The sequence below is a fragment of the Streptomyces sp. 8L genome (genome assembly GCF_020176795.1).
Lineage (GTDB): Bacteria > Actinomycetota > Actinomycetes > Streptomycetales > Streptomycetaceae > Streptomyces.
In genome coordinates, this window is the sequence record NZ_JAIUKE010000131.1 from 1 (window position 1) to 18286 (window position 18286).

The 18286-nt window shown below is 73.7% G+C and carries 17 protein-coding genes; 4 read left to right on the plus strand and 13 right to left on the minus strand.

The window, feature by feature from the left end; genetic code table 11:
• Positions 1–115: 115 nt before the first annotated feature.
• Positions 116–1435 (minus strand): NAD(P)/FAD-dependent oxidoreductase, encoded by a 1320-nt coding sequence (locus LCE31_RS12940; protein WP_225014364.1) that lies wholly within the window; start codon positions 1433–1435, stop codon positions 116–118.
• Between the two features lie 456 nt (positions 1436–1891).
• On the opposite strand from LCE31_RS12940, the gene LCE31_RS12945 reads away from it, so the two are divergent.
• Positions 1892–2344: a DUF5709 domain-containing protein gene (locus tag LCE31_RS12945; protein WP_225014365.1), complete on the plus strand. Its 453-nt coding sequence runs from the start codon at positions 1892–1894 to the stop codon at positions 2342–2344.
• 245 nt (positions 2345–2589) lie between these two features.
• Here the strand turns inward: LCE31_RS12945 and LCE31_RS12950 are convergent, their stop codons facing one another.
• A complete protein-coding gene (locus LCE31_RS12950; RefSeq protein ID WP_225014366.1) occupies positions 2590–3150 on the minus strand; it encodes an ATP-binding protein in 561 nt (186 codons plus the stop codon).
• 226 nt (positions 3151–3376) lie between these two features.
• Positions 3377–3760: a hypothetical protein gene (locus LCE31_RS12955; protein WP_225014367.1), complete on the minus strand. Its 384-nt coding sequence runs from the start codon at positions 3758–3760 to the stop codon at positions 3377–3379.
• 109 nt (positions 3761–3869) lie between these two features.
• Between LCE31_RS12955 and LCE31_RS12960 the strand changes: the two genes are divergently transcribed.
• Entirely contained in the window at positions 3870–4250 is a 381-nt protein-coding gene (locus tag LCE31_RS12960) for a VOC family protein (RefSeq protein ID WP_225014368.1), read from the plus strand.
• A 138-nt stretch (positions 4251–4388) separates the two neighbouring features.
• On the opposite strand, the gene LCE31_RS12965 is transcribed toward LCE31_RS12960, so the two are convergent.
• From LCE31_RS12965 to LCE31_RS12985, 5 genes are all read right to left on the minus strand, one after another.
• Positions 4389–4922 carry a type 1 glutamine amidotransferase domain-containing protein gene (locus LCE31_RS12965; protein WP_225014369.1) on the minus strand — a complete coding sequence of 178 codons (534 nt, stop codon included), beginning with the start codon at positions 4920–4922 and terminating at the stop codon, positions 4389–4391.
• Between the two features lie 100 nt (positions 4923–5022).
• Positions 5023–5475: an SAV_915 family protein gene (locus LCE31_RS12970; protein ID WP_225014370.1), complete on the minus strand. Its 453-nt coding sequence runs from the start codon at positions 5473–5475 to the stop codon at positions 5023–5025.
• 561 nt (positions 5476–6036) lie between these two features.
• Entirely contained in the window at positions 6037–7107 is a 1071-nt protein-coding gene (locus tag LCE31_RS12975) for an ABC transporter substrate-binding protein (RefSeq protein ID WP_225014371.1), read from the minus strand.
• A gap of 279 nt (positions 7108–7386) precedes the next feature.
• On the minus strand, positions 7387–8268 hold the full coding sequence (locus LCE31_RS12980) for an ABC transporter permease (RefSeq protein ID WP_225014372.1): 882 nt from the start codon (positions 8266–8268) through the stop codon (positions 7387–7389).
• Complete coding sequence (locus tag LCE31_RS12985) at positions 8258–9073, minus strand: ABC transporter ATP-binding protein (RefSeq protein WP_225014373.1); 816 nt, start codon at positions 9071–9073, stop codon at positions 8258–8260. The genes LCE31_RS12980 and LCE31_RS12985 overlap by 11 nt, the downstream gene beginning before the upstream one ends.
• Positions 9074–9296: 223 nt before the next feature.
• On the opposite strand from LCE31_RS12985, the gene LCE31_RS12990 reads away from it, so the two are divergent.
• Positions 9297–10964, plus strand: a complete 1668-nt coding sequence (locus LCE31_RS12990; RefSeq protein WP_225014374.1) for a sensor histidine kinase — start codon at positions 9297–9299, stop codon at positions 10962–10964.
• A complete protein-coding gene (locus LCE31_RS12995) occupies positions 10961–11656 on the plus strand; it encodes a response regulator (protein ID WP_225014375.1) in 696 nt (231 codons plus the stop codon). Before LCE31_RS12990 ends, LCE31_RS12995 begins: the two co-directional genes overlap by 4 nt.
• A 69-nt stretch (positions 11657–11725) precedes the next feature.
• Here the strand turns inward: LCE31_RS12995 and LCE31_RS13000 are convergent, their stop codons facing one another.
• The 5 genes from LCE31_RS13000 to LCE31_RS13020 all read right to left on the minus strand — a co-directional run bounded on the left by LCE31_RS13000 (position 11726) and on the right by LCE31_RS13020 (position 18282).
• Positions 11726–13645 carry a glycoside hydrolase family 15 protein gene (locus tag LCE31_RS13000; RefSeq protein WP_225014376.1) on the minus strand — a complete coding sequence of 640 codons (1920 nt, stop codon included), beginning with the start codon at positions 13643–13645 and terminating at the stop codon, positions 11726–11728.
• A gap of 122 nt (positions 13646–13767) precedes the next feature.
• Positions 13768–15039 (minus strand): M20 family metallopeptidase, encoded by a 1272-nt coding sequence (locus tag LCE31_RS13005; protein WP_225014377.1) that lies wholly within the window; start codon positions 15037–15039, stop codon positions 13768–13770.
• Positions 15036–16085, minus strand: a complete 1050-nt coding sequence (locus tag LCE31_RS13010; protein ID WP_225014378.1) for a ketopantoate reductase family protein — start codon at positions 16083–16085, stop codon at positions 15036–15038. The genes LCE31_RS13005 and LCE31_RS13010 overlap by 4 nt, the downstream gene beginning before the upstream one ends.
• Positions 16082–16933, minus strand: a complete 852-nt coding sequence (locus tag LCE31_RS13015) for an SDR family NAD(P)-dependent oxidoreductase (protein WP_225014379.1) — start codon at positions 16931–16933, stop codon at positions 16082–16084. Before LCE31_RS13015 ends, LCE31_RS13010 begins: the two co-directional genes overlap by 4 nt.
• On the minus strand, positions 16930–18282 hold the full coding sequence (locus LCE31_RS13020; protein ID WP_225014380.1) for an MFS transporter: 1353 nt from the start codon (positions 18280–18282) through the stop codon (positions 16930–16932). Before LCE31_RS13020 ends, LCE31_RS13015 begins: the two co-directional genes overlap by 4 nt.
• Positions 18283–18286: the final 4 nt, after the last annotated feature.

An 18286-nucleotide genomic window follows, 5' to 3' on the forward strand; every position in this document is an offset into this window, starting at 1 on the left:
GCGCGATACGGGGCGGGGGCCGGCACGCCGGGCGGCGGCGCGTGCCGCGGCGGCCGCCGTGCGCCTCGGTTCGCCGTGGGCCGCGCGGCCGGCGGCCCCCTGACGTCGCACGGCCTCATGTCCTGCCCGCCCCCGCCCGCGCGCCGGGCGCCCGGGACGCCGACTCCAGCGGGACGGCGCCCGAGCGGACCAGGCCGAGCTGGACGGCCTGGCGCGGCAGTGCCGCGTCGAGCAGCCAGTCCGCCGCGACGCGTACCCGGTTCCCCGGCATCGCGGCCAGGTGGTAGCCGCGCGCGACGGCGCCCGCGAGAGGCCCCGCCAGCGGTACGCCGAGCGGATCGGCCGCGGCCTGGGCACCGCCGAGGTCCACGACGAATCCGAGGTCGTTGTGCCGGTACGCCCGGCGGGTGCCGTCTCCGAGGGAGGCGGCGACGTTGTGGCCCGCGGTCTTGCCCTGACGGGACGCGTGCTGGGCGGTCATCGGTGTGTACTGACCCGGTCGGGTCAGGTCGGGCACCGCCGCCGCGTCGCCGCAGGCGAACACCTCGGGGTGGCCCGGCACGTTCAGCCCGGCGTCGACCACGAGCCGGCCCCGCTCGACGGGCAGGCCGAGTGCGGAGACCAGCGGGTCGGGGCGTACGCCCACACACCACACGAGGGTGTGGGTGGGGACGTGCGCGCCGTCGTCGAGGGTGATCCCGTCCGGGGTCGCCTCCGTGACGGACGTGCCGGTGCGCACCTCGACGCCGCGCCGCCGCAGCACCCGGTCCGCGGTCCCCGACAGATGCGCTCCGAGCTCCGGCAGGACCCGTGGCGCGATGTCGAGCAGGAGCCAGCGCGGCTTGGCGCCCTGCCGCCACACGCGCTGCCTGCGTACCAGGGCGTCCGTGAACATCTTTCCCTGGGCCGCCACTTCGGTGCCGGTGTAGCCGGCGCCCACCACGACGAAGGTGGAGCGGGCCGCGCACTCGCGGCGGTCGTCGGTCGCCGCGGCGAGCTCGATCTGCCGGGTCACGTGGTCCCGCAGGTACAGGGCCTCGGCCAGCCCGCGGAAGCCGTGCGCGTACTCGGCGACGCCCGGAATCGGCAGCAGCTTGTTGACGCTGCCGACGGTCAGGACGAGCCGGTCGTACGAGAGTGTCCCTGTGTCGCCCTCCGGGCCGGTGTAGGCGACACGGCGCGCGTCCAGGTCGACGCCGTCCGCCGTCCCGAGCACGAGCCGTACCCGGGGCAGGGTGCCGGGCAGCGACACCGATACTCGGCGGGGCTCCAGGATGCCCGCGGCCACCTGCGGCAGCAGGGGCAGGTAGAGGAAGTAGTCGGTCGGGTTGAGCAGGACGATCTCCGCCCGGTCCCCCATCCGCTGGGTGAGGGTCCGCGCCGTCTCGTACCCGGCGAATCCGGCCCCCACGATGACGATGCGCTGTCGGCTCACGCTCGGCTCCGGTCGTTGCTTCCGGTGCTTGCTTTCGGTGCTTGCTTTCGGTTTCTGCCTTCTTGGCAGTTCTTGGCGCTTGGGTTTCCCGTGCGCCCTTCCTCGCGCTCGGTTCCCGCGCCCCGGTTCCGCGTTCGCACGCCACCCGCCGGCGGCGCGTTACGCGACCGGAACCACCGCGTGCCCATGGGCGGCGTCGGCAAACACGGGGACCGCCCCACCTGCGGTTTGACAGCGCCCGGTTTGGTGGCAGCGTTGTCCCTAGGAAGTGTCCCGACACGGCCTGAGGTGTCCCGACACGACCCAGGACAGCCGTCGGCACCGCGGGAGCCGCCGCGGCCCGCCGGCGGGCGGCCGTCGTACAGGTACGGATACGGCGCGCCGCGCCGGGTAGCCGGGCTGGACGCAATCCGACTCGACGAGGTGATCCACGTGATCGGGGAGAACAGTGACCCCATGGCGGACGACGTCTACCAGCCGGACGCGGACGCGGAGGTGACCGAGGACGAGGGAATCCTCGACCCCGAGGACACCCTGAGCGACCGCGGTGCCGACCCGTACGACGAGGGTTTCTCCCCGCCCGAGCGCCCGCTCGGCGTGGAGGGCGCGGACACGACCGCCGAGGAGCAGCAGGAGGGCGAGACGCTGGACGAGCGGCTGTCCGAGGAGGTTCCGGACACGCCGGTGCCGGACGGCGACGGCGTCGGCGACCTGGACGGCGGGGACGGCGAGGCACGCGACGACGAGGTCGGCGATCTACGCTCCGGCCGCCTGGTGGCCCCGGACGAGGGCGCGCACAGGGACGCCGAGAAGGACATGATCGCGGAGGACGTGGGCGTCGACGGCGCGGCGGCCTCGGCGGAAGAGGCCGCCGTCCACCAGGTGGGCGACGCGGAAGACACCCTCTGACGCCGCGTTCGCCCTGCGCGGACGCGGTACGGGCGGTGTCGTACGGCGGACACGTTACGAGCGGTCCCGTACGTACGAGCGCGTGCTTACGCCCCGGTGCCCGTAACGTCATCGCGCAGGGATGCTCCGCAATCGGAAGCCGGCGTTCAACTGGAAGCTGCGGTGCGGCCGGAAGCCCCGGTGCCCCGTACCCCCCGGCGGTCTCCGCCCAGGGGTGCGGGGCCCTCGCCGCACGGTGCGCCGCGTCAGGCCGGCGTCGGGACCCGGGGGTGGGGCGCGGTGTCCGCGGTGGCGTCCTCGGCGTCTTTGGCGTCTTCGGGCGCCGCTGTGCCGGCGACCGCGGCGGACACCGGTTCGGCGGCGGGCGGGGCGAGCAGGGCCGCGCCGACCGGGGTGGGCGGAACGGACGGGCGGCGCGGGACGGACAGCGGCGCCTCGACACTGCGGGTGAACCACACGACCTTGCCGTCCGAGGTGGCACACGTGCCCCAGCTGTCGCTGAGCGCCGCGATCCGGGCGAGCCCTCCGCCGGCGGCGAGCGGGCGGGGCATGCGTTCCTCGCCGTCCTCCACGGAGGCCGTCAGATAGCGGCGGGTCCAGCGGAGTTGGAGGACGCACCGGTGGTCGTCCCCGACATGGCGGTGGACATTCGTCAGCAGTTCTTCGATACCCGCGCAGACGGCCCGGACGTGCAGATCGAGTTTCCAGTGCCGGAGGTGGGCGGCGACGATGCGCCGGACCTGCGGGACGCGCTCCTCGGAGGCGTGCAATTCCAGCTCGTAGTGACGGTCGAGTGGAACTGTCATGTTTGAGGCTCCTCACAGAGAGGCCCACGTGCTTCACATCGTTTGAACCAACGACCCCCGAGCACGAAACGTGAGCAACAGCCACTTCTGGGTCACTCTCAGCCTCACCCCGCTGGGCCGAATGCGCAACACGATCATCCGGGCACCCTCGGTGACCGCCGTCCGGGCGCCCTCGCGCCGCGGCCCCGCGCGCGACTTCGCACGGGGCCATGGCGCGGCGGGACGTTCAGCGGCTCGCCAGCCGCAACTGCACTACCTCCTCCTGGTCACCGGACGACGTGCCCAGGACCTTGACCTCGAACGCCGACGCGAGGGTCCTTCGCAGGCCGTCGACGGCCTGGTAGCTGCCCTGGAGGTCCGCGGTGACCGGCGCGGTCAGCCCGACCGGGCGCGGTTCGTCGCGCACGTCCGCCGTGTCGAACGTCGCCGACCACACGGCCGGCCTGGCGCCGGACCCGTCCGGCGTTCGCGGCGCGTCCCCGCGGTCGCGGTCCGAGGCGTACGCCGTGTGCAGTACGCCGAAGACGGCGTGGGCGTCGGCCGGTGCGGACCCGGTGAGTTCCACCGCCACCTCCGCCCCGGGGTGCGCGGTGGGCTCCGTGCTGGTCATCGCTGTCTCCTTCCGGACGCGGTGCCGGGTGCGCTCCCGGCCCGGGGCGAGTACCCGGGCACGGCCCGCGCAACCGTGTCCCGGGCCCGGCCGGGGGTAGACGGGCACCATGACCGTCAAGAAGACCACCGTGCTCGTACTGGACGCCGCGGAGCCCGCGGAACTGGCCGACTTCTACGCCGCGTTTCTCGGAGCCACCACACGGATCGGCGACGACCCGGACTTCATCGAGGTCACCGGTGACGACGGGGTCCACCTGGCGATCCGCAGGGACCACGGCTACGCCCCGCCGAGCTGGCCGCGCCCCGAGACCTCGCAACAGGCCCATCTGCGCGTCCTGGTGGACCGGGCCCGGATCGACGAGGCGGAGCGCGAGCTGATCGCCCTGGGCGCCAGGCCGCTGGACACCAGGGACAACGGCGGGCCTCGGGACACCCGGATCTACTCCGACCCGGCGGGCCACTCGTTCACCCTGGCCGTGCACGGGTGACGGTCCGCGCACGCCCGGCACGGGCCCCGGGAGGGTCGGCGCAGCCCCGCCTGCCCGGTACCCGCGTGGAGTACGCGGCGCACCGGGGGCCGGGGCCTCGCGGGCCCGGGGGCTCGCGGCGGGATGCGCCGGCGGGCGTCAGCCGCCGAACTGCGTGATGAACGCCTCGCAGAACGCCTTCAGGTCGCCCGGGTTGCGGCTCGTGACGAGCGGGCTCGGCGCGGCCGTGCAGACCTTGACCTGCTCGTCCACCCAGGTGCCGCCCGCGTTGGTGATGTCGGTCCGCAGGCTCGGCCAGGAGGTGAGCGTCCGGCCGCGCACCCGGTCGGTCTCCACGAGCGTCCAGGGCGCGTGGCAGATCGCGGCCACCGGCTTGCCCGCCTCGAAGAAGCCGTCCACGAGCGCGAGGGCCGACTTGTCCATGCGCAGCGCGTCGGGGTTGGCGACGCCGCCGGGAAGCACGAGGCCGTCGTAGTCACCGACGGACGCCTCGGCCGCGGTCAGGTCGACGGGGAACGTGTCGGCCTTGTCGAGGTGGTCGAACGCCTGGATGCGGCCCGGCTCGGTGGAGATCAGGTGGCGTTCGCCGCCCGCGTCGCCGACGGCCTGCCAGGGCTCGGTCAGCTCGACCCGCTCCACTCCCTCCGGAGCCATGAGAAAAGCGACTCGCATGTGGTCCACGTCCTTTCCGCTCGCACGGGTGCTGTGCTCGCTGTGCCCAACAGTCCCGTGTGCCCTGCGGAGCCACGCTCACACCGGCACCTCGGGCGTGTCACACGGAACGGCCGGGTCCCACCAGCAGGATTCTCCCGGCTGAGCGGCGCTCCGGCGCGCCGAGCGGACCGGCGGCCGGCGCGGGCCGCCGTACGGGCGCCGTGGCGCGGGCCCCGGCGGGCGGCGCCGCGGGGAGGGCGGGGTCCCCGGCGTCGACGGGCGCCGGGCGCCGAGCGACGAGCTGCGGGTCGACGGTGAGGGCGGTGGCGCCCAGGGGCTCCGCGAGGGCGCGCAGCGCGGGCTCGGCGAGCCGGACCCAGGACTGGCCGGCGCCGAGCGTGGCCGCGAGCAGGCGTACCGAGGTGAACGCGACCGCCGTACGGCCGCCGAGGGGGGTGCGGAAGAGACGGACGCGGCAGCCTTCGCCACCGGGCCGGACCGGTACGAACAGGGGCGCGGCGTGGTTTCGACGCGCGGGCCCGGCGTCTTCGGCGCTGAGGGGCTCCGACATGCTGTCACTCCCGATGGCGGACGGAAAGCCAGGCTCCACGGCTGTGGTGGCGATACGCAGTGCCCACGATATGCCTCGCGCACGGCACCGAATGCCACCCCCTGGCAGGGCCTTGATCCCGCGGGCCGACGCCCTTACGCGGCGGTCGCGGCACGGTCCGCACGGCATCGACGGCGCCAGCAGTGCGTCCTCACGTCCCGGAGGTGCGTGCTCACCTACCGGCCCAGCGGCGAAAGCCGTGTGTCGACGGCGGGTCCCCCGCGCCCCCGGGTGTCCAAGGTCACAGCCGACGGGACAGCTGGGCGGCAGCGAGGTGGCGACGGCGGAGGGCACGGTGCCCGGGGGGGGGCCCCCCCCCCCCGCGCCCCCCCCCCGCCCCCCCCCCGGGGGGGGGGGGGGGCCCCCCCGCCCCCGGGGCGGGCCCCCCCGCCCCGCGGGGGCCCCCCGCCCCCGCGCGCGGGGCGGGGGGGGGGGCGGGGGGGGGGCGGGGGGGGCGGCCCGGGGCCCCGCGCGCCCCCCCCCACCGGGGCACCCGCGCGGCCCCCTCCCGGAGGATCGTGCTCAACTCGACGACGCGACGGGGTCCTTCACGAACTCCGTGGTGTACGTCTTCTGGATGTCCACGTCGACGTTCTGGAGGTTCGGGTCGAAGGTGGTGAGGACGTGCTTGACGGTCATGGGTCCCTCGGGCGGCATCACGCCGTCCGTGGTGAACATCGGCAGGCTGTTCTTGATGGCCTGTGCGTACAGCTTCGGGCCCCCGCCCTGCTGGTAGTCGGCCGGCATCTTCGCCGCGATCTCCTCCGGGGTGTGCGTGGACATCCAGCGCAGGGTCCGCACGAAGGCGCGGGCCAGCCTGTGCACCGTGTCCTTGTGGCCGTTCACCCAGGCGGTGTTCATGTAGAGGCTGGAGGACGGGTAGAGGCCGCCGAGCGCGGAGCGCGAACCGTCGGGGGTGCGCATGTCCACCAGGACCGACGCGGCCTTCTTGTCCAGCAGGGTGGAGACGGTCGGTTCTGTGGTCATCCCGCCCTGGATGGAGCCCTGCTGGAGGGCGGAGACGAACGTCTGCCCCGCGCCGACCGCGACGGGGGTGAACTCGCTCGTCCGCACCCCGCCGTGCACGGCCAGGTACTTGGTCAGGAAGTCGGTGGACGAGCCGAGGCCGGTGACCCCCAGCTTCTTGCCCTTGAAATCCGCGGGGCCCTTCAGCCCGGCCGCGGCCTGCTTCGAGACGACCTCCACCTCGCCGGGCGCCTGTGCGAACTGCACGACCGACTCCACCTGCTTGCCCTTGGCCTGGAGGTCGAGCGTGTGGTCGTAGAACCCGACGGTGCCCTGGACGTCGCCGGACACGAGTGCCGTCTCCGCCTGCACACCGGCCGACTCGGTCAGCAACTGGACGTCGACGCCTTCGTCCTTGAAGTAGCCGAGCCGCTGCGTGAGCATCGCGGGCAGGTAGATGACCTTGTCGAGGCCGCCCACCATGATCTTGACCTTGCCGCCTGTGCCGGCGGCGTCCGAGCCGGACGAGTGGTCGGCGCAGGCGGAGAGGGCGGTCAGGGCCAGTACGCCGGTGACGGCTACGGCGGCCCTGGCCCCACGTCCGGTGGGGAGCAGGGAACTGCGCATGGGGGGGTCACGTCCTTGTGAAGTGCGAAGTCTGAAGTGTGCGGCCCTCGGATGGGGGGCCTGTGAGGGCGCGGCGGGAGGTGTGCGACGGCGGTGTGCGGGTGTGGCGGAAGTGTCGCGGCCCGCCGCGCGCACACAGTGCCGGCTCCGGTCGAAGCTCTTTCGTGCCTGGTCGCGGGCTCGGTGCCGGCCCGGGTCGAAACGCTTCCGTGCCTGGTCGCGGGCTCGGTGCCGGTCCCCGGGCGCCCGTGCCCGTACCGTCTCCGGAGGCGGCCGGACTCAGCGCCCGTCTCCGGTGACGGTGGGCTTCCAGCGGAACAGGCGTCGCTCCAGGAAGGTCAGCAGCCCCTCGGCCAGCAGGGCGACGACGGCCAGGATCACCATCGCCGCGTACACGCCTGCCGCGTTGAAGCTGCCCTGCGAGGCGGACACCAGCAGCCCGAGCCCCTTCGTCGCGCCGATGTACTCGCCGACGATCGCGCCGATCAGCGCGAACCCGAAGCTGACGTGCAGGCTCGTGAAGATCCATGACGTCGCGGACGGGACGACGACCTGGTAGGTGACCTGCCGGTTGCTCGCGCCGAGGACCCGGGCGCCGTCCACGAGCCGCCGGTCCACCTCGCGCGCGCCCTGGAAGGCGTTGAAGAACACCGGGAAGAAGACCAGTACGACCGCGGAGGCGACCTTCGAGGCCGGGCCGAGACCGAACCAGATCAGGAAGATCGGCGCGAGCACGATCCGCGGCAGCGCGTTCAGGACCTTGATGTACGGGCCGAGGACGTCGGCGAGGAAGCGGACGCGGCCGAGCGCGATGCCCAGCACCACACCGCCGAACACACCGGCGAGCCAGCCCAGCAGCGCCTCGTAGAGCGTGTACCAGACCTGCTGCGCCAGCGAGCCCTGCGCGGTGCCCTCGGTGGTCCAGGTCCAGATCTGCGACCAGATCTTCGACGGCATCGAGAAGTTGAACGGGTCGATGATCCCGGCGCGGGCGAACCACTCCCACAGGCCGACGACCCCGACGAGCACCAGGACCCGGACGCCCTGGACGAGGAAGGAGCGGCGGCGTCCGGCGCGCGCCCTGGCGCGCGTCCGGCTGCCGGCCTGCGGCGCGGGGTGCCGGCCGAGGACGGGGCCGGGGTCCGTGGTGTCAGGCCGCATGTCCCGCTCCCCTCGCCCGGGTGATGCGGACCTCTTCGCCGAGCGAGGACCAGATCTCCCGGTAGATGTCGGTGAACTCCCTCTCCAACCGGACCTGTTCGACCCTGCGTGGGCGCGGAAGGCCGATCTCGAAGACCTCCTTGACGGTGGCGGGGCCCGCCGTCATCACGACGACCTTGTCGGCGAGGGCGATCGCCTCCTCCAGGTCGTGGGTGACGAACACGACACAGGCTCCGGTGCCCGACCACAGCTCCAGGAGCTCGTCCGACATCAGCGCGCGGGTCTGCACGTCGAGCGCCGAGAACGGCTCGTCCATCAGCAGTATCCCGGGGTCTCCCACGAAGGTCGCCGCGAGCGCCACCCGCTTGCGCTGGCCGCCGGACAGCTGGTGGGGGTAGCGGTCCTCGAACGCGCCGAGGCCGACCCGGTCCAGCCACTGCCTGGCCCGCTCCCGCGCCTCGGCCTTCGCCACGCCCCTGAAGCGGGGCCCGGCCATCACGTTGGACAGGGCGGTGCGCCACGGGAAGAGGGCATCCTGCTGGAAGACGAAACCGACGTGGCCCGCGATGCCCCTGACCGGTTCGCCGCCGAGCAGGATCTCGCCCTCCGTGGGTTCCTCAAGACCGCTGACGAGGGTCAGCGTGGTCGACTTCCCGCAGCCCGTCGGGCCCACCACGGCGACGAACTCGCCGCGTCCCACGGTCAGGTCCAGATCTCGTACGGCGGTGTGCGCCGCGCCCGACGGCGTACTGAACACCTTGCTGGCCCCGCGCAGTTCGATGGCGGGGCTCGTCCGGCTCTTCATGGCGGGAACGCTAGGAGAGGCGGGCCCGCGCCGGGAGCCTTGATCCCACAACCGGCGTTCTGCGCACAACCCGGCCTTCTGCTCGTTGTGCTCACCGCCCGCCCGGGAAATACCCGGCCGGGGCTGTGCAGCGGCCCCGGCGACGGTCTACCGTGCGGCCACGCGGACGGTGTGCCCCTGGCCGCGACGGCAGCGGCGCCGGCAGGACGGACGGAGGGATCGCATGCGCATCCGCTGGCCCCGCCGGGTGTTCGCGCAGGTGCTGCTGGTGCAGCTGGCCACCACCACGGGGGTGCTCATGCTGGTCACGGGGTTGTTCCTGGCGCCGCTGAGCGCCCAGCTGGACGAGGCGTCGATGCGGCAGGCGCTGGCCATCGCCCAGACCACGGCGGCCGAGCCCGCGCTCCCCCGCGAGCTGGCCGCCACCCGGCCGAGCCCGCGGGGTCCGGTGCAGGCGGAGGCCGACCGGATCAGGCAGCACACCGGTGCGCTGTACATCGTGGTGATGGACCGCAACGGGGTGCGCTGGTCGCACACGGACACGGCGCGGATCGGCGGGCACGTCTCCACCGACCCGAGCCGCGCGCTCGCCGGGCGCGACGTCATGGACATCGAGCGGGGCACGCTCGGCCTCTCCGCACGGGGCAAGGTGCCGCTGCGGGACGCCCGGGGCCGCATCGTCGGAGCGGTGTCGGTGGGGATGGCGTACGGCAGTGTGCGCGGCGAGCTGCTGAGCGCGGTGCGAGGACTGTTGCTGTACGCGGGCGCCGCGCTGGCGGCGGGGGCGCTGGCCGCCTACGCGGTCTCGCGCCGCCTCCAACGGCGTACCCACGGGCTGGCGTTCGCGGACATCTCGGCGCTGCTCGACGAGCGCGAGGCCATGCTGCACGGCATCAGGGAGGGCGTGGTGGCGCTGGACGGGCGGGGCAGGGTACGGCTCGTCAACGACGAGGCGCAGCGCCTGCTGGGGCTCGGCCCCGGCGCGGCGGGCCGGTGCCTGGACGAGGTGCTGCCGCCGGGCCGCACCGCCGATGTACTGACGGGCCGGGTCGGCGGCGCGGACCTGCTGACGGTCTGCGGCGACCGGGTACTGGTCGCCAACCGGATGCCCGTACGGGACGGCGGCGCCGTCGCGACGCTGCGCGACCGCACCGAACTGGAGCTGCTGGGCAGGGAACTGGACAGCACGCACGGCCTGCTGGACGCGCTGCGGGCGCAGGACCACGAGCACGCCAACCGGCTGCACACCCTGCTCGGACTGCTGGAGCTCGGACTGTACGAGGACGCGGCGCAGTTCGTGGCCGAGGTGTCGCAGGCGCACCGGGCGTCGGCGGAGCAGGTCGCGGAACGGGTGGGCGATCCGCTGCTGGCGGCCCTGCTGGTCGGCAAGTCCGCGATCGCGGCGGAGCGCGGCGCCGTGCTGCGGATCGCCCCGGTCACCGAGTTGCGGGAGCGGGTGGTCGATCCGCGTGATCTGGTGACGGTTCTGGGCAACCTGATCGACAACGCGCTGGACGCGGCGCGGACGGTCGAGGTGGAGCTGCGTGCGGAGGGCAGTACGGCGGTGGTGCGGGTCAGCGACGACGGGCCGGGCGTGCCGCCCGCGATGCGGGAGCGGATCTTCGCCGAGGGCTGGACGACGAAGCGCTCCCCCGCGCACCGGGGCCGCGGGATCGGCCTCGCCCTGGTGCGGCGGCTCGCGGGGCGCTACGGCGGGATGGCGCGGGTGACCGCGCGGGCGGGTGGCGGCGCCGTGTTCACCGTGGTGCTGCCCGAGGCGCTCGTACCGGACACCCGGGAGAGTGCGGGACCGCGGACGGGCGGTACGGCGGCGTACGGGCGGGGCGCGGCGGCAGACGGCGCGGAGGCCGGGACGGGGGGAGCGCGGTGATCGAAGTGCTCGTCGTGGACGACGACTTCCGGGTGGCGGAGATCAACGCCGCATATGTGGCCCGGGTGCCTGGCTTCAGGGTCGCGGCCCGCGCGCACACCGCGGCGCAGGCGCTGATGACCCTGGAGCTGCACCGGATCGATCTGGTGCTGCTCGACCACTACCTGCCCGACGAGCCGGGGCTCGCGCTGATCCGCCGGATGCGGCAGGCGGGCCACCACGCCGACGTCATCATGGTCACGGCCGCGCGGGACGTGGCGACGGTGAGCGCGGCGATGCGGCACGGTGCGCTCCAGTACCTGGTGAAGCCGTTCAGCTTCGCCGGACTGCGGGCCAAGCTGGAGGGGTACGCGGCGCTCAGCCGGACGCTGAACGCCGTGGGCGGGCGCGGCGGCGAGGCGGGCCAGGAGCAGGTGGACCGGATCTTCGGCGCGCTGCGGCCCCCCGAGGAGCCGGCCGGGGCGCTGCCCAAGGGGCACTCCGCGCCCACCGCCGACCTGGTGCGGCGGGTGCTGACCGGGGCGCAGGCGCCGCTGTCGGCCCACGAGGTCGCGCGGCGTGCGGGGATCAGCCGCTCGACGGCACAGCGCTATCTCAAAGTCCTCGAACGGGCGGGCCGCGTCGCCCTGACCCTGCGTTACGGCGACACGGGCCGCCCCGAGCACCGCTACAGCTGGGTGCCGCGCGGCTGAACCGCCCGGCGTCGCCCGGGAGGTCGGGCTCGCGCGGCCCGCTCACGTCCGCACACTCGCGCGGCCCGCTCACGCACCGCCGTGGTGTCCGCGGTCGAGGGACCGGTCCAGGTTGATCGCGGAGCTGATCAGCGCGAGGTGGGTGAACGCCTGCGGGAAGTTGCCCAGATGCTCCCCGCTGAGGCCGATCTGCTCGGCGTACAGGCCGACATGGCTGGAGTACGTGAACATCTTCTCCAGCGCCAGCCGCGCCTCCTCCAGCTGCCCCGACCGCGTCAGCGCCTCCACCCACCAGAACGAGCAGATGGAGAAGGTCCCTTCGGTGCCGGCGAGCCCGTCGGGCGCCTGCTCGGGGTCGTAGCGGAAGACCAGGCTGTCCACCACGAGGCGTTCTCTGACGGCCTCGATCAGGCCGAGGAAGCGGGGGTCGGTGGGCGCGATGAACTTCACCATCGGCATCAGCAGGAGCGACGCGTCGAGGACCGGCGCCTCGGGCAGGGGCGCGTCCCCGGCGATGCCCTGGGTGAAGGTGCGGGCGCCCTCGTGCCAGCCGCGGTCCATGATCTGGTGGTAGATGGTGTCGCGTACCGAGGTCCAGTGGGTCAGGTCGCCGGGCAGGCCGCGCTGCCTGGCCATCCTGATCATGCGTTCCACCGCGACCCAGCACATCAGCCGGGAGTAGGTGTGGTTCCTGCGGCCCGCCCTGGTCTCCCAGATGCCCTCGTCGGGCGCGTCCCAGTGGTCCAGGAGCCAGTCGAGGATGGTGCACAGATCGGTCCAGGCCTCGTGCGGGATACCGGCACCGTACTTGTTGAACAGGTAGACGGAGTCGATGAGTTCGCCGTAGATGTCCAGCTGCACCTGGTCGGCGGCGGCGTTGCCGACGCGGACCGGCGCCGAGCCGAGATAGCCCTCCCAGTGGCCGAGTACCTCCTCGGGCGGCTCGGGGTGGCCGTCGATGGAGTACATGACGCGCAGCGGTCCGCCCTCGGTGGTGTCGCAGGCGCGGCGCAGCATGCGCGTGAGCCAGCCGACGAACGCCCCGGCCTCCTGGGTGAAGCCCAGGCGCAGGAGTGCGTAGAGGGAGAAGGCGGCGTCCCTGATCCACACGTACCGGTAGTCCCAGTTGCGGGGCCCGCCGACGCGTTCGGGCAGGCCGAGCGTCGGGGCGGCGACGAGCGCGCCGGTCGGCTCGTGGGTGAGGAGCTTGAGGGTGAGGGCGGAGCGGTGCACCATCTCCCGCCAGCGGCCGGTGTACGTCGACTGCCGCAGCCAGCCGCGCCAGAACGCCACGGTCTGCTCGAAGAGTTCGTCCACGGCCGTGGGATCGGGGCAGTGCACCGGCTCCTGCCGGTCCCCCGGCGGCGGGCCGGGTTCCATGACGAACAGCGCCGTCCCGCCCTTCTCCAGGGCGAACCCCGCGGTGACGTCGGCACCGTCCACGTCCAGCGCCACCGTGGAGCGCAGGGCCAGTGAGAGGGAGCGGCTGTTGAAGCGCACGCCCTCCTCGTAGCGCTCGACGCGGTGGCTCTCGCGCCCGTAGTCGAAGCGCGGGGCGACGCGCATGGCGATGTCCACCGAGCCGCGCACATTGACCACCCGCCGGGTCAGGCGCTGTACGTGGTCCGGGTCCTGAGCGCGGACGACGGGCATGAAGTCGTGGATCTCGACGATGCCGGTCTCGGTGTGCATCCGGGTGATGAGGATGTTGGTGTCGGGGAAGTAGAACTGGCGCCGTCTGACGGCCCCGGGCGAGACGGCGGTGATCTCCCAGTGGCCGCCGCGCCGGGCGTCCAGGAGGGAGCCGAAGACGCTCGGCGAGTCGAACCGGGGGGTGCAGAACCAGTCGACGCGTCCGCCGGTCGTGACCAGGGCGGCCGTGCGCAGGTCTCCGATGAGGCCGTGTTCGCTGATCGGCGGGTAGGCGTCCGCCGCCGCTTCCCCGCCGGCGTCCGCGGGCCCCTGGGGGTCCGGGTCTGTCGGCTCCATTGTCAGAGTCTGCTCCCGTCCCGGGCGGTACGCATCCGGGGCGGTAGGCGTCCGTGGGGACTCGTGCGCCGGAGGCACGTTCCCCGTGGGAGATGCCTACCGCCCGGACGGCCGCCCGTGGCTCAGCCGGCGGCCTCGGGGCGGCCCCTCGCCGCCTCCTCGCGCAGCCCCGCCGCCACGGCGGGGTCGGCCAGGGCGGACAGGACCGCCGCCGCCAGCGCCGTGCGCTCCGTCATGCCGTCGAGGCTGATGTACTCGTCACGGGCGTGGGCGCCCGCGCCGACGGCACCGAGCCCGTCCAGCACGGGCACACCGAGCGCGGCGACGAAGTTGCCGTCGCTCGCGCCGCCGACGGCGCACTCGCGCAGGGTGACGCCCAGCTGCGCGGCGCGGTCGCGGGCGAGCCCGAAGAGCAGGGCGTTGCCGGGGGTCCGCGCCATGACGGGCCTGTTCCAGCCGCCGGTGGTCTCCAGTGTCGCGCGGGGGTCGTACGGCCCGAGCGCGGCGAGGGCGCGGTCGATCCGGTCGGCCTCCGCGCCGTCGGCGACACGTATGTCCAGGTCCGCGACGGCCCGGCCGGCTGCCACATTGACCCGGGTGCCCCCGCTGATGATGCCCACGTTGACGGTGGTTCCCGCGGCGGTGTCGGTGAGCGCGTGCAGGGCGAGCACGGCGCGGGCGATCTCGTCGACGGCGCTGACGCCCTTCGCCGGGTCGAGTCCCGCGTGCGCCTCGACGCCGGTCGCCGTCACCCGGAAGAGTCCGACGCCCTTGCGGGCGGTCTTGATGGCACCGTCCGCCGACGCCTCGAAGACGAGGGCCGCCGGTACGCCCGCGGCGGCGGCCTCGATGACCGGGCGGGAGCCGGGGCTGCCGAGTTCCTCGTCGCCGTTGAGCACGAGGCGCAGCGGCGGCCGGGGCAGGCCGAGCGCGTCGAGCGCCCGGATCGCCCACAGGGCCTGTACGAGCCCGGCCTTCATGTCGAAGACTCCGGGGCCTGTGGCGCGGTCCCCGTCGACGGCGAAGGGCCGCTGCGCGACGGTTCCGCTGCTCCACACGGTGTCGTAGTGGCACAGCAGCAGCACGGGTGGGGTGTGCTCGCCGGGGGACGCGCCGGTGCCGGTGCCGGGCCAGTCGAGGACGAGGGTGTCTCCGTAGGGGCCGCCGTCGGCGCGGTGGCGGGCGCTGGGCGTGCCGAGCACCTGCTCAAGCCACTGTTCGAGGGCGGGCAGGGCCGCGTCCAGGCTGGGCTTGTCGTCGCTCGGGGTCTCGGTGTCGACGTAGCGGGACAGCTCGCCGAGCATGTCGGCGCGGTGTCCTGCGACCCAGGCGGCGATCTCCTGCGGGGTGGCCGCGGGCTGTGCGGGGTCGGTGGTGGGGCGTGCGGTGTTCAACGGTCACTTCCGGATACGGCGGTTTGGGCGAGGTCGGTGAGGTTCTCGGGACGCATGGGGCGCCGGCCCGACTCGACCTCGGCGAGCAGGGTGAGCAGGTGGTCGAGCACAGGCACGGGGGTGCCGAGGCGGGCCGCCTGCTCCTGTACGGGCCGGTAGTGGTGGTGGACCTCCACCGGGCGGTGGCGCACCGCGATGTCGCGCCAGATGCCGCTGCGGTCCTTGGCCTGCCCGGCGAGCCAGCCGACGAGCGTGTCGGTGGCGGCCTCCCGGTAGGCGGCCCGCGTGCTGGGGAGATAGGCGGCCGGGTCGAAGGCGTCGAAGGGTTCGAGGGTCAGGCCGGACGCCGTCGCGACCCCCTCGACCTCGGCGGCCAGTGCGTACATGAGCGGCCTGTGGGCGTCGATGAGCCCTGCCATCGGCGCGTCGACCAGCGCCGTGGCCGTGAGCATCGCGCCGAAGGCCAGCTTGGACCAGAGGTATCCCTCGACGTTGTCCGTGGCGCGGGCCGGGCCCCAGGCGCCGAGGTCGCGGACGAGTGCCAGGACGCGGTCGCCGGGGGCGCCGTCGAGTTCGCCGACGACGAGCGCGCCGGCCCCGCCGTCCTGTATGACACCGGGTGCCACGACGTCGGCGAACAGGTTGACGAAGGCGCCGATGGTCCGCTCGGCGCCCACGTGCCGCGCGATGAGCTGTTCGTTGAGGCCGTTCTGGAGGGACACGACGTATCCGTCGGCGGCCAGCCGCGGTGCGAGCCAGCCGGCCGCGGCCTCGGTCGCCTGGGCCTTGACGCACAGCAGTACGTGGCGCGGGACGTGGTCCACCTCCTCGGGCGTCGTCGCGCCGACGGCCACCGTGCGCTCGCCGTGCGGGCTCCTGAGGGTCAGTCCGTGCTCGCGCAGGGCGGCCACGTGGGCGGGGTCGGTGTCGACGACGCGGACGGTGTGGCCGGCGTCGGCGAGGTGGAAGGCCAGGGTGCCGCCGATGGCGCCACCGCCCACGACGGTGTAGTCACCGGTGCCGTTGTGTTCTTCGGGAGACGTCATCGGGTGGCCTCCCCCGCGGCTGTTCCGGCCTGGGTCCCGGAGAGTTCGGGCCAGTGGCGCGGGAGTGTGGTGGTGCCGGCGGACGCGCCGCCGTCGAGGCGTACGACGGACCCGGTCATCCAGGACGCCTCGGGGCCCGCGACCCACCGCACGGCGCGTGCGATGTCGTCGGGGTCGCCGGGGCGGCCGAGGGGGTTGACGGAGACGGCGGCCGCATAGGCCTCGGTCACGGGGTTGACCGCACTGTCCACGGTGACGAACCCGGGCGAGACGGCGTTCACCCGGATTCCGTGCGGGCCGAACTCGACGGCGCACGCACGCGTGAGCATCTCCAGGGCGGCCTTCGACGCGCTGTAGTGTGCGGCGCCGAAGCGGGCCCGCAGTGCGGCGCCCGAGGTGATGTTGACGATGCTGCCGGGGGCTCCGGCCGCGGTCAGGACGCGGGCGAGGGCGGCGCTGGTGAGCATGGCGGCGCGGACGTTGATGTCCAGGACGCGGTCCCAGATCTCCGCCGTCATCTCGGTCAGGGGCGTGGCCGGATAGATGCCGGCGGCGTTGACGAGGACGTCCGGCGGGCCCGCGAGGCCGGTGGCGCGCTCGACGAGCGTGGCCGCCGCGTCGGGGTCGGCCAGGTCGGCGGGCAGCGCGTGTGCCGTGGTGCCGTCGCCCGCGAGCCGGTCCGCCAGGTCCGTGAGGGCGGCGGAGGGCAGGTCGCTCGCGGTGACGGTGCAGCCGTCCTGGGCGAACGCGGCGCACACGGCGGCTCCGATGCCGCCGGCCGCCCCGGTGACGAGGACGTGCCGGCCGGAAGCGGACGGCGGGCCGGATGGCGCGGTGCGGGGGGTCATGCGATCTCCTTGTTCTTCGTCTCGGGCATGACGGCATAGACGATCACCCCGACGAGGGCGGCCGCCGCGAGGTAGAGCCACACCAGGTCGCGGTGGCCGTTGGAACTCATCCAGGTGGTGATGTAGGGGGCGGTGCCGCCGAACACGGCCACGGCGAGTGCGTACGGCAGGGCGATGCCGGTGGTGCGGACCTCGGGCGGGAACTGCTCGGCCATGATCACCGCGCAGTTGGCGGAGTAGCCCAGGAGCAGGATGATGCCGACGAGTTCGACGGCGAGCAGGGTCCAGAAGTTGTTGTCGAGGACGTGGAACAGCGGCCAGGCCAGTACGAGGAACCCGGCCGCGAACGCGATCATGGTGGGCTTGCGGCCGATCCGGTCGGACAGCATGCCGCCGAACGGCAGCAGCACGATGAACACGACGAGCGAGATGCTGTTCGCGAGCAGCGCCCGGTTCAGCGGCATGCCCGTCGTGACGTGGACGTACGACGGCATGTAGCTGACCCAGATGTAGTAGATCAGGGTGCCCGCGACGGTCACACCGACCACCCGCAGCGCGGCGCGCGGATGGTCCACGAGCATGGAGCGCAGGGGGTTGGCGCGGGGCCCGCCGGTGTGTTCCATCCGCCGGAAGGACTCGGTCTCCTGGACGGACACCCGAAGCCAGAGCCCGATCAGGCCGAGCAGACCCGCCACGCCGAAGGCGATGCGCCATCCCCAGGTGTCGAGCGCGTGCTCGTCGAGGCTGCTGGTGAGGACGGTGCCCATGAGGGACGCGATGAGGGTGCCCGCGCCGACCGACACCTGCTGCCAGGAACCCGCGAGGGCGCGGCGGCCCGGGGTGGCCGACTCGATGAGGAAGGCCGACGACGTACCGAACTCGCCGCCCGCGGAGAAGCCCTGGACGAGCCGGGCGAGGACCAGCACGACGGGCGCGCCCACCCCGATGGTGGAGTAGCCGGGGCACACCGCGATGACGAGGGCCGCGCCGGCCATCATCGAGATGGTCAGTGTCATGGCCTTCTTGCGTCCGTGCCGGTCACCGTAGGCACCGAGGACCGCGCCGCCGATGGGCCGCATCAGGAACCCGACGGCGAAGACGGCCAGGGTCGACAGGAGGGCCGCCTCGGGGGCGTGCGAGGGGAAGAACGTACCGGCGAAGATCGACGAGAAGGTCGAGTAGACGGCCCAGTCGACCCATTCGACGGTGTTTCCGACGGCGCCGGCCCAGATGGCTCGGCGGCGGCGTGCGGCTTCTGCGTGGTCCGTGGGGCCGGGCGGGGCCGGGTGGCCGGACGATACGGAGCCCGCGGGCGGTGGTGTGCCCGGGGACGCGGCGGCGTGCGTCATCGTC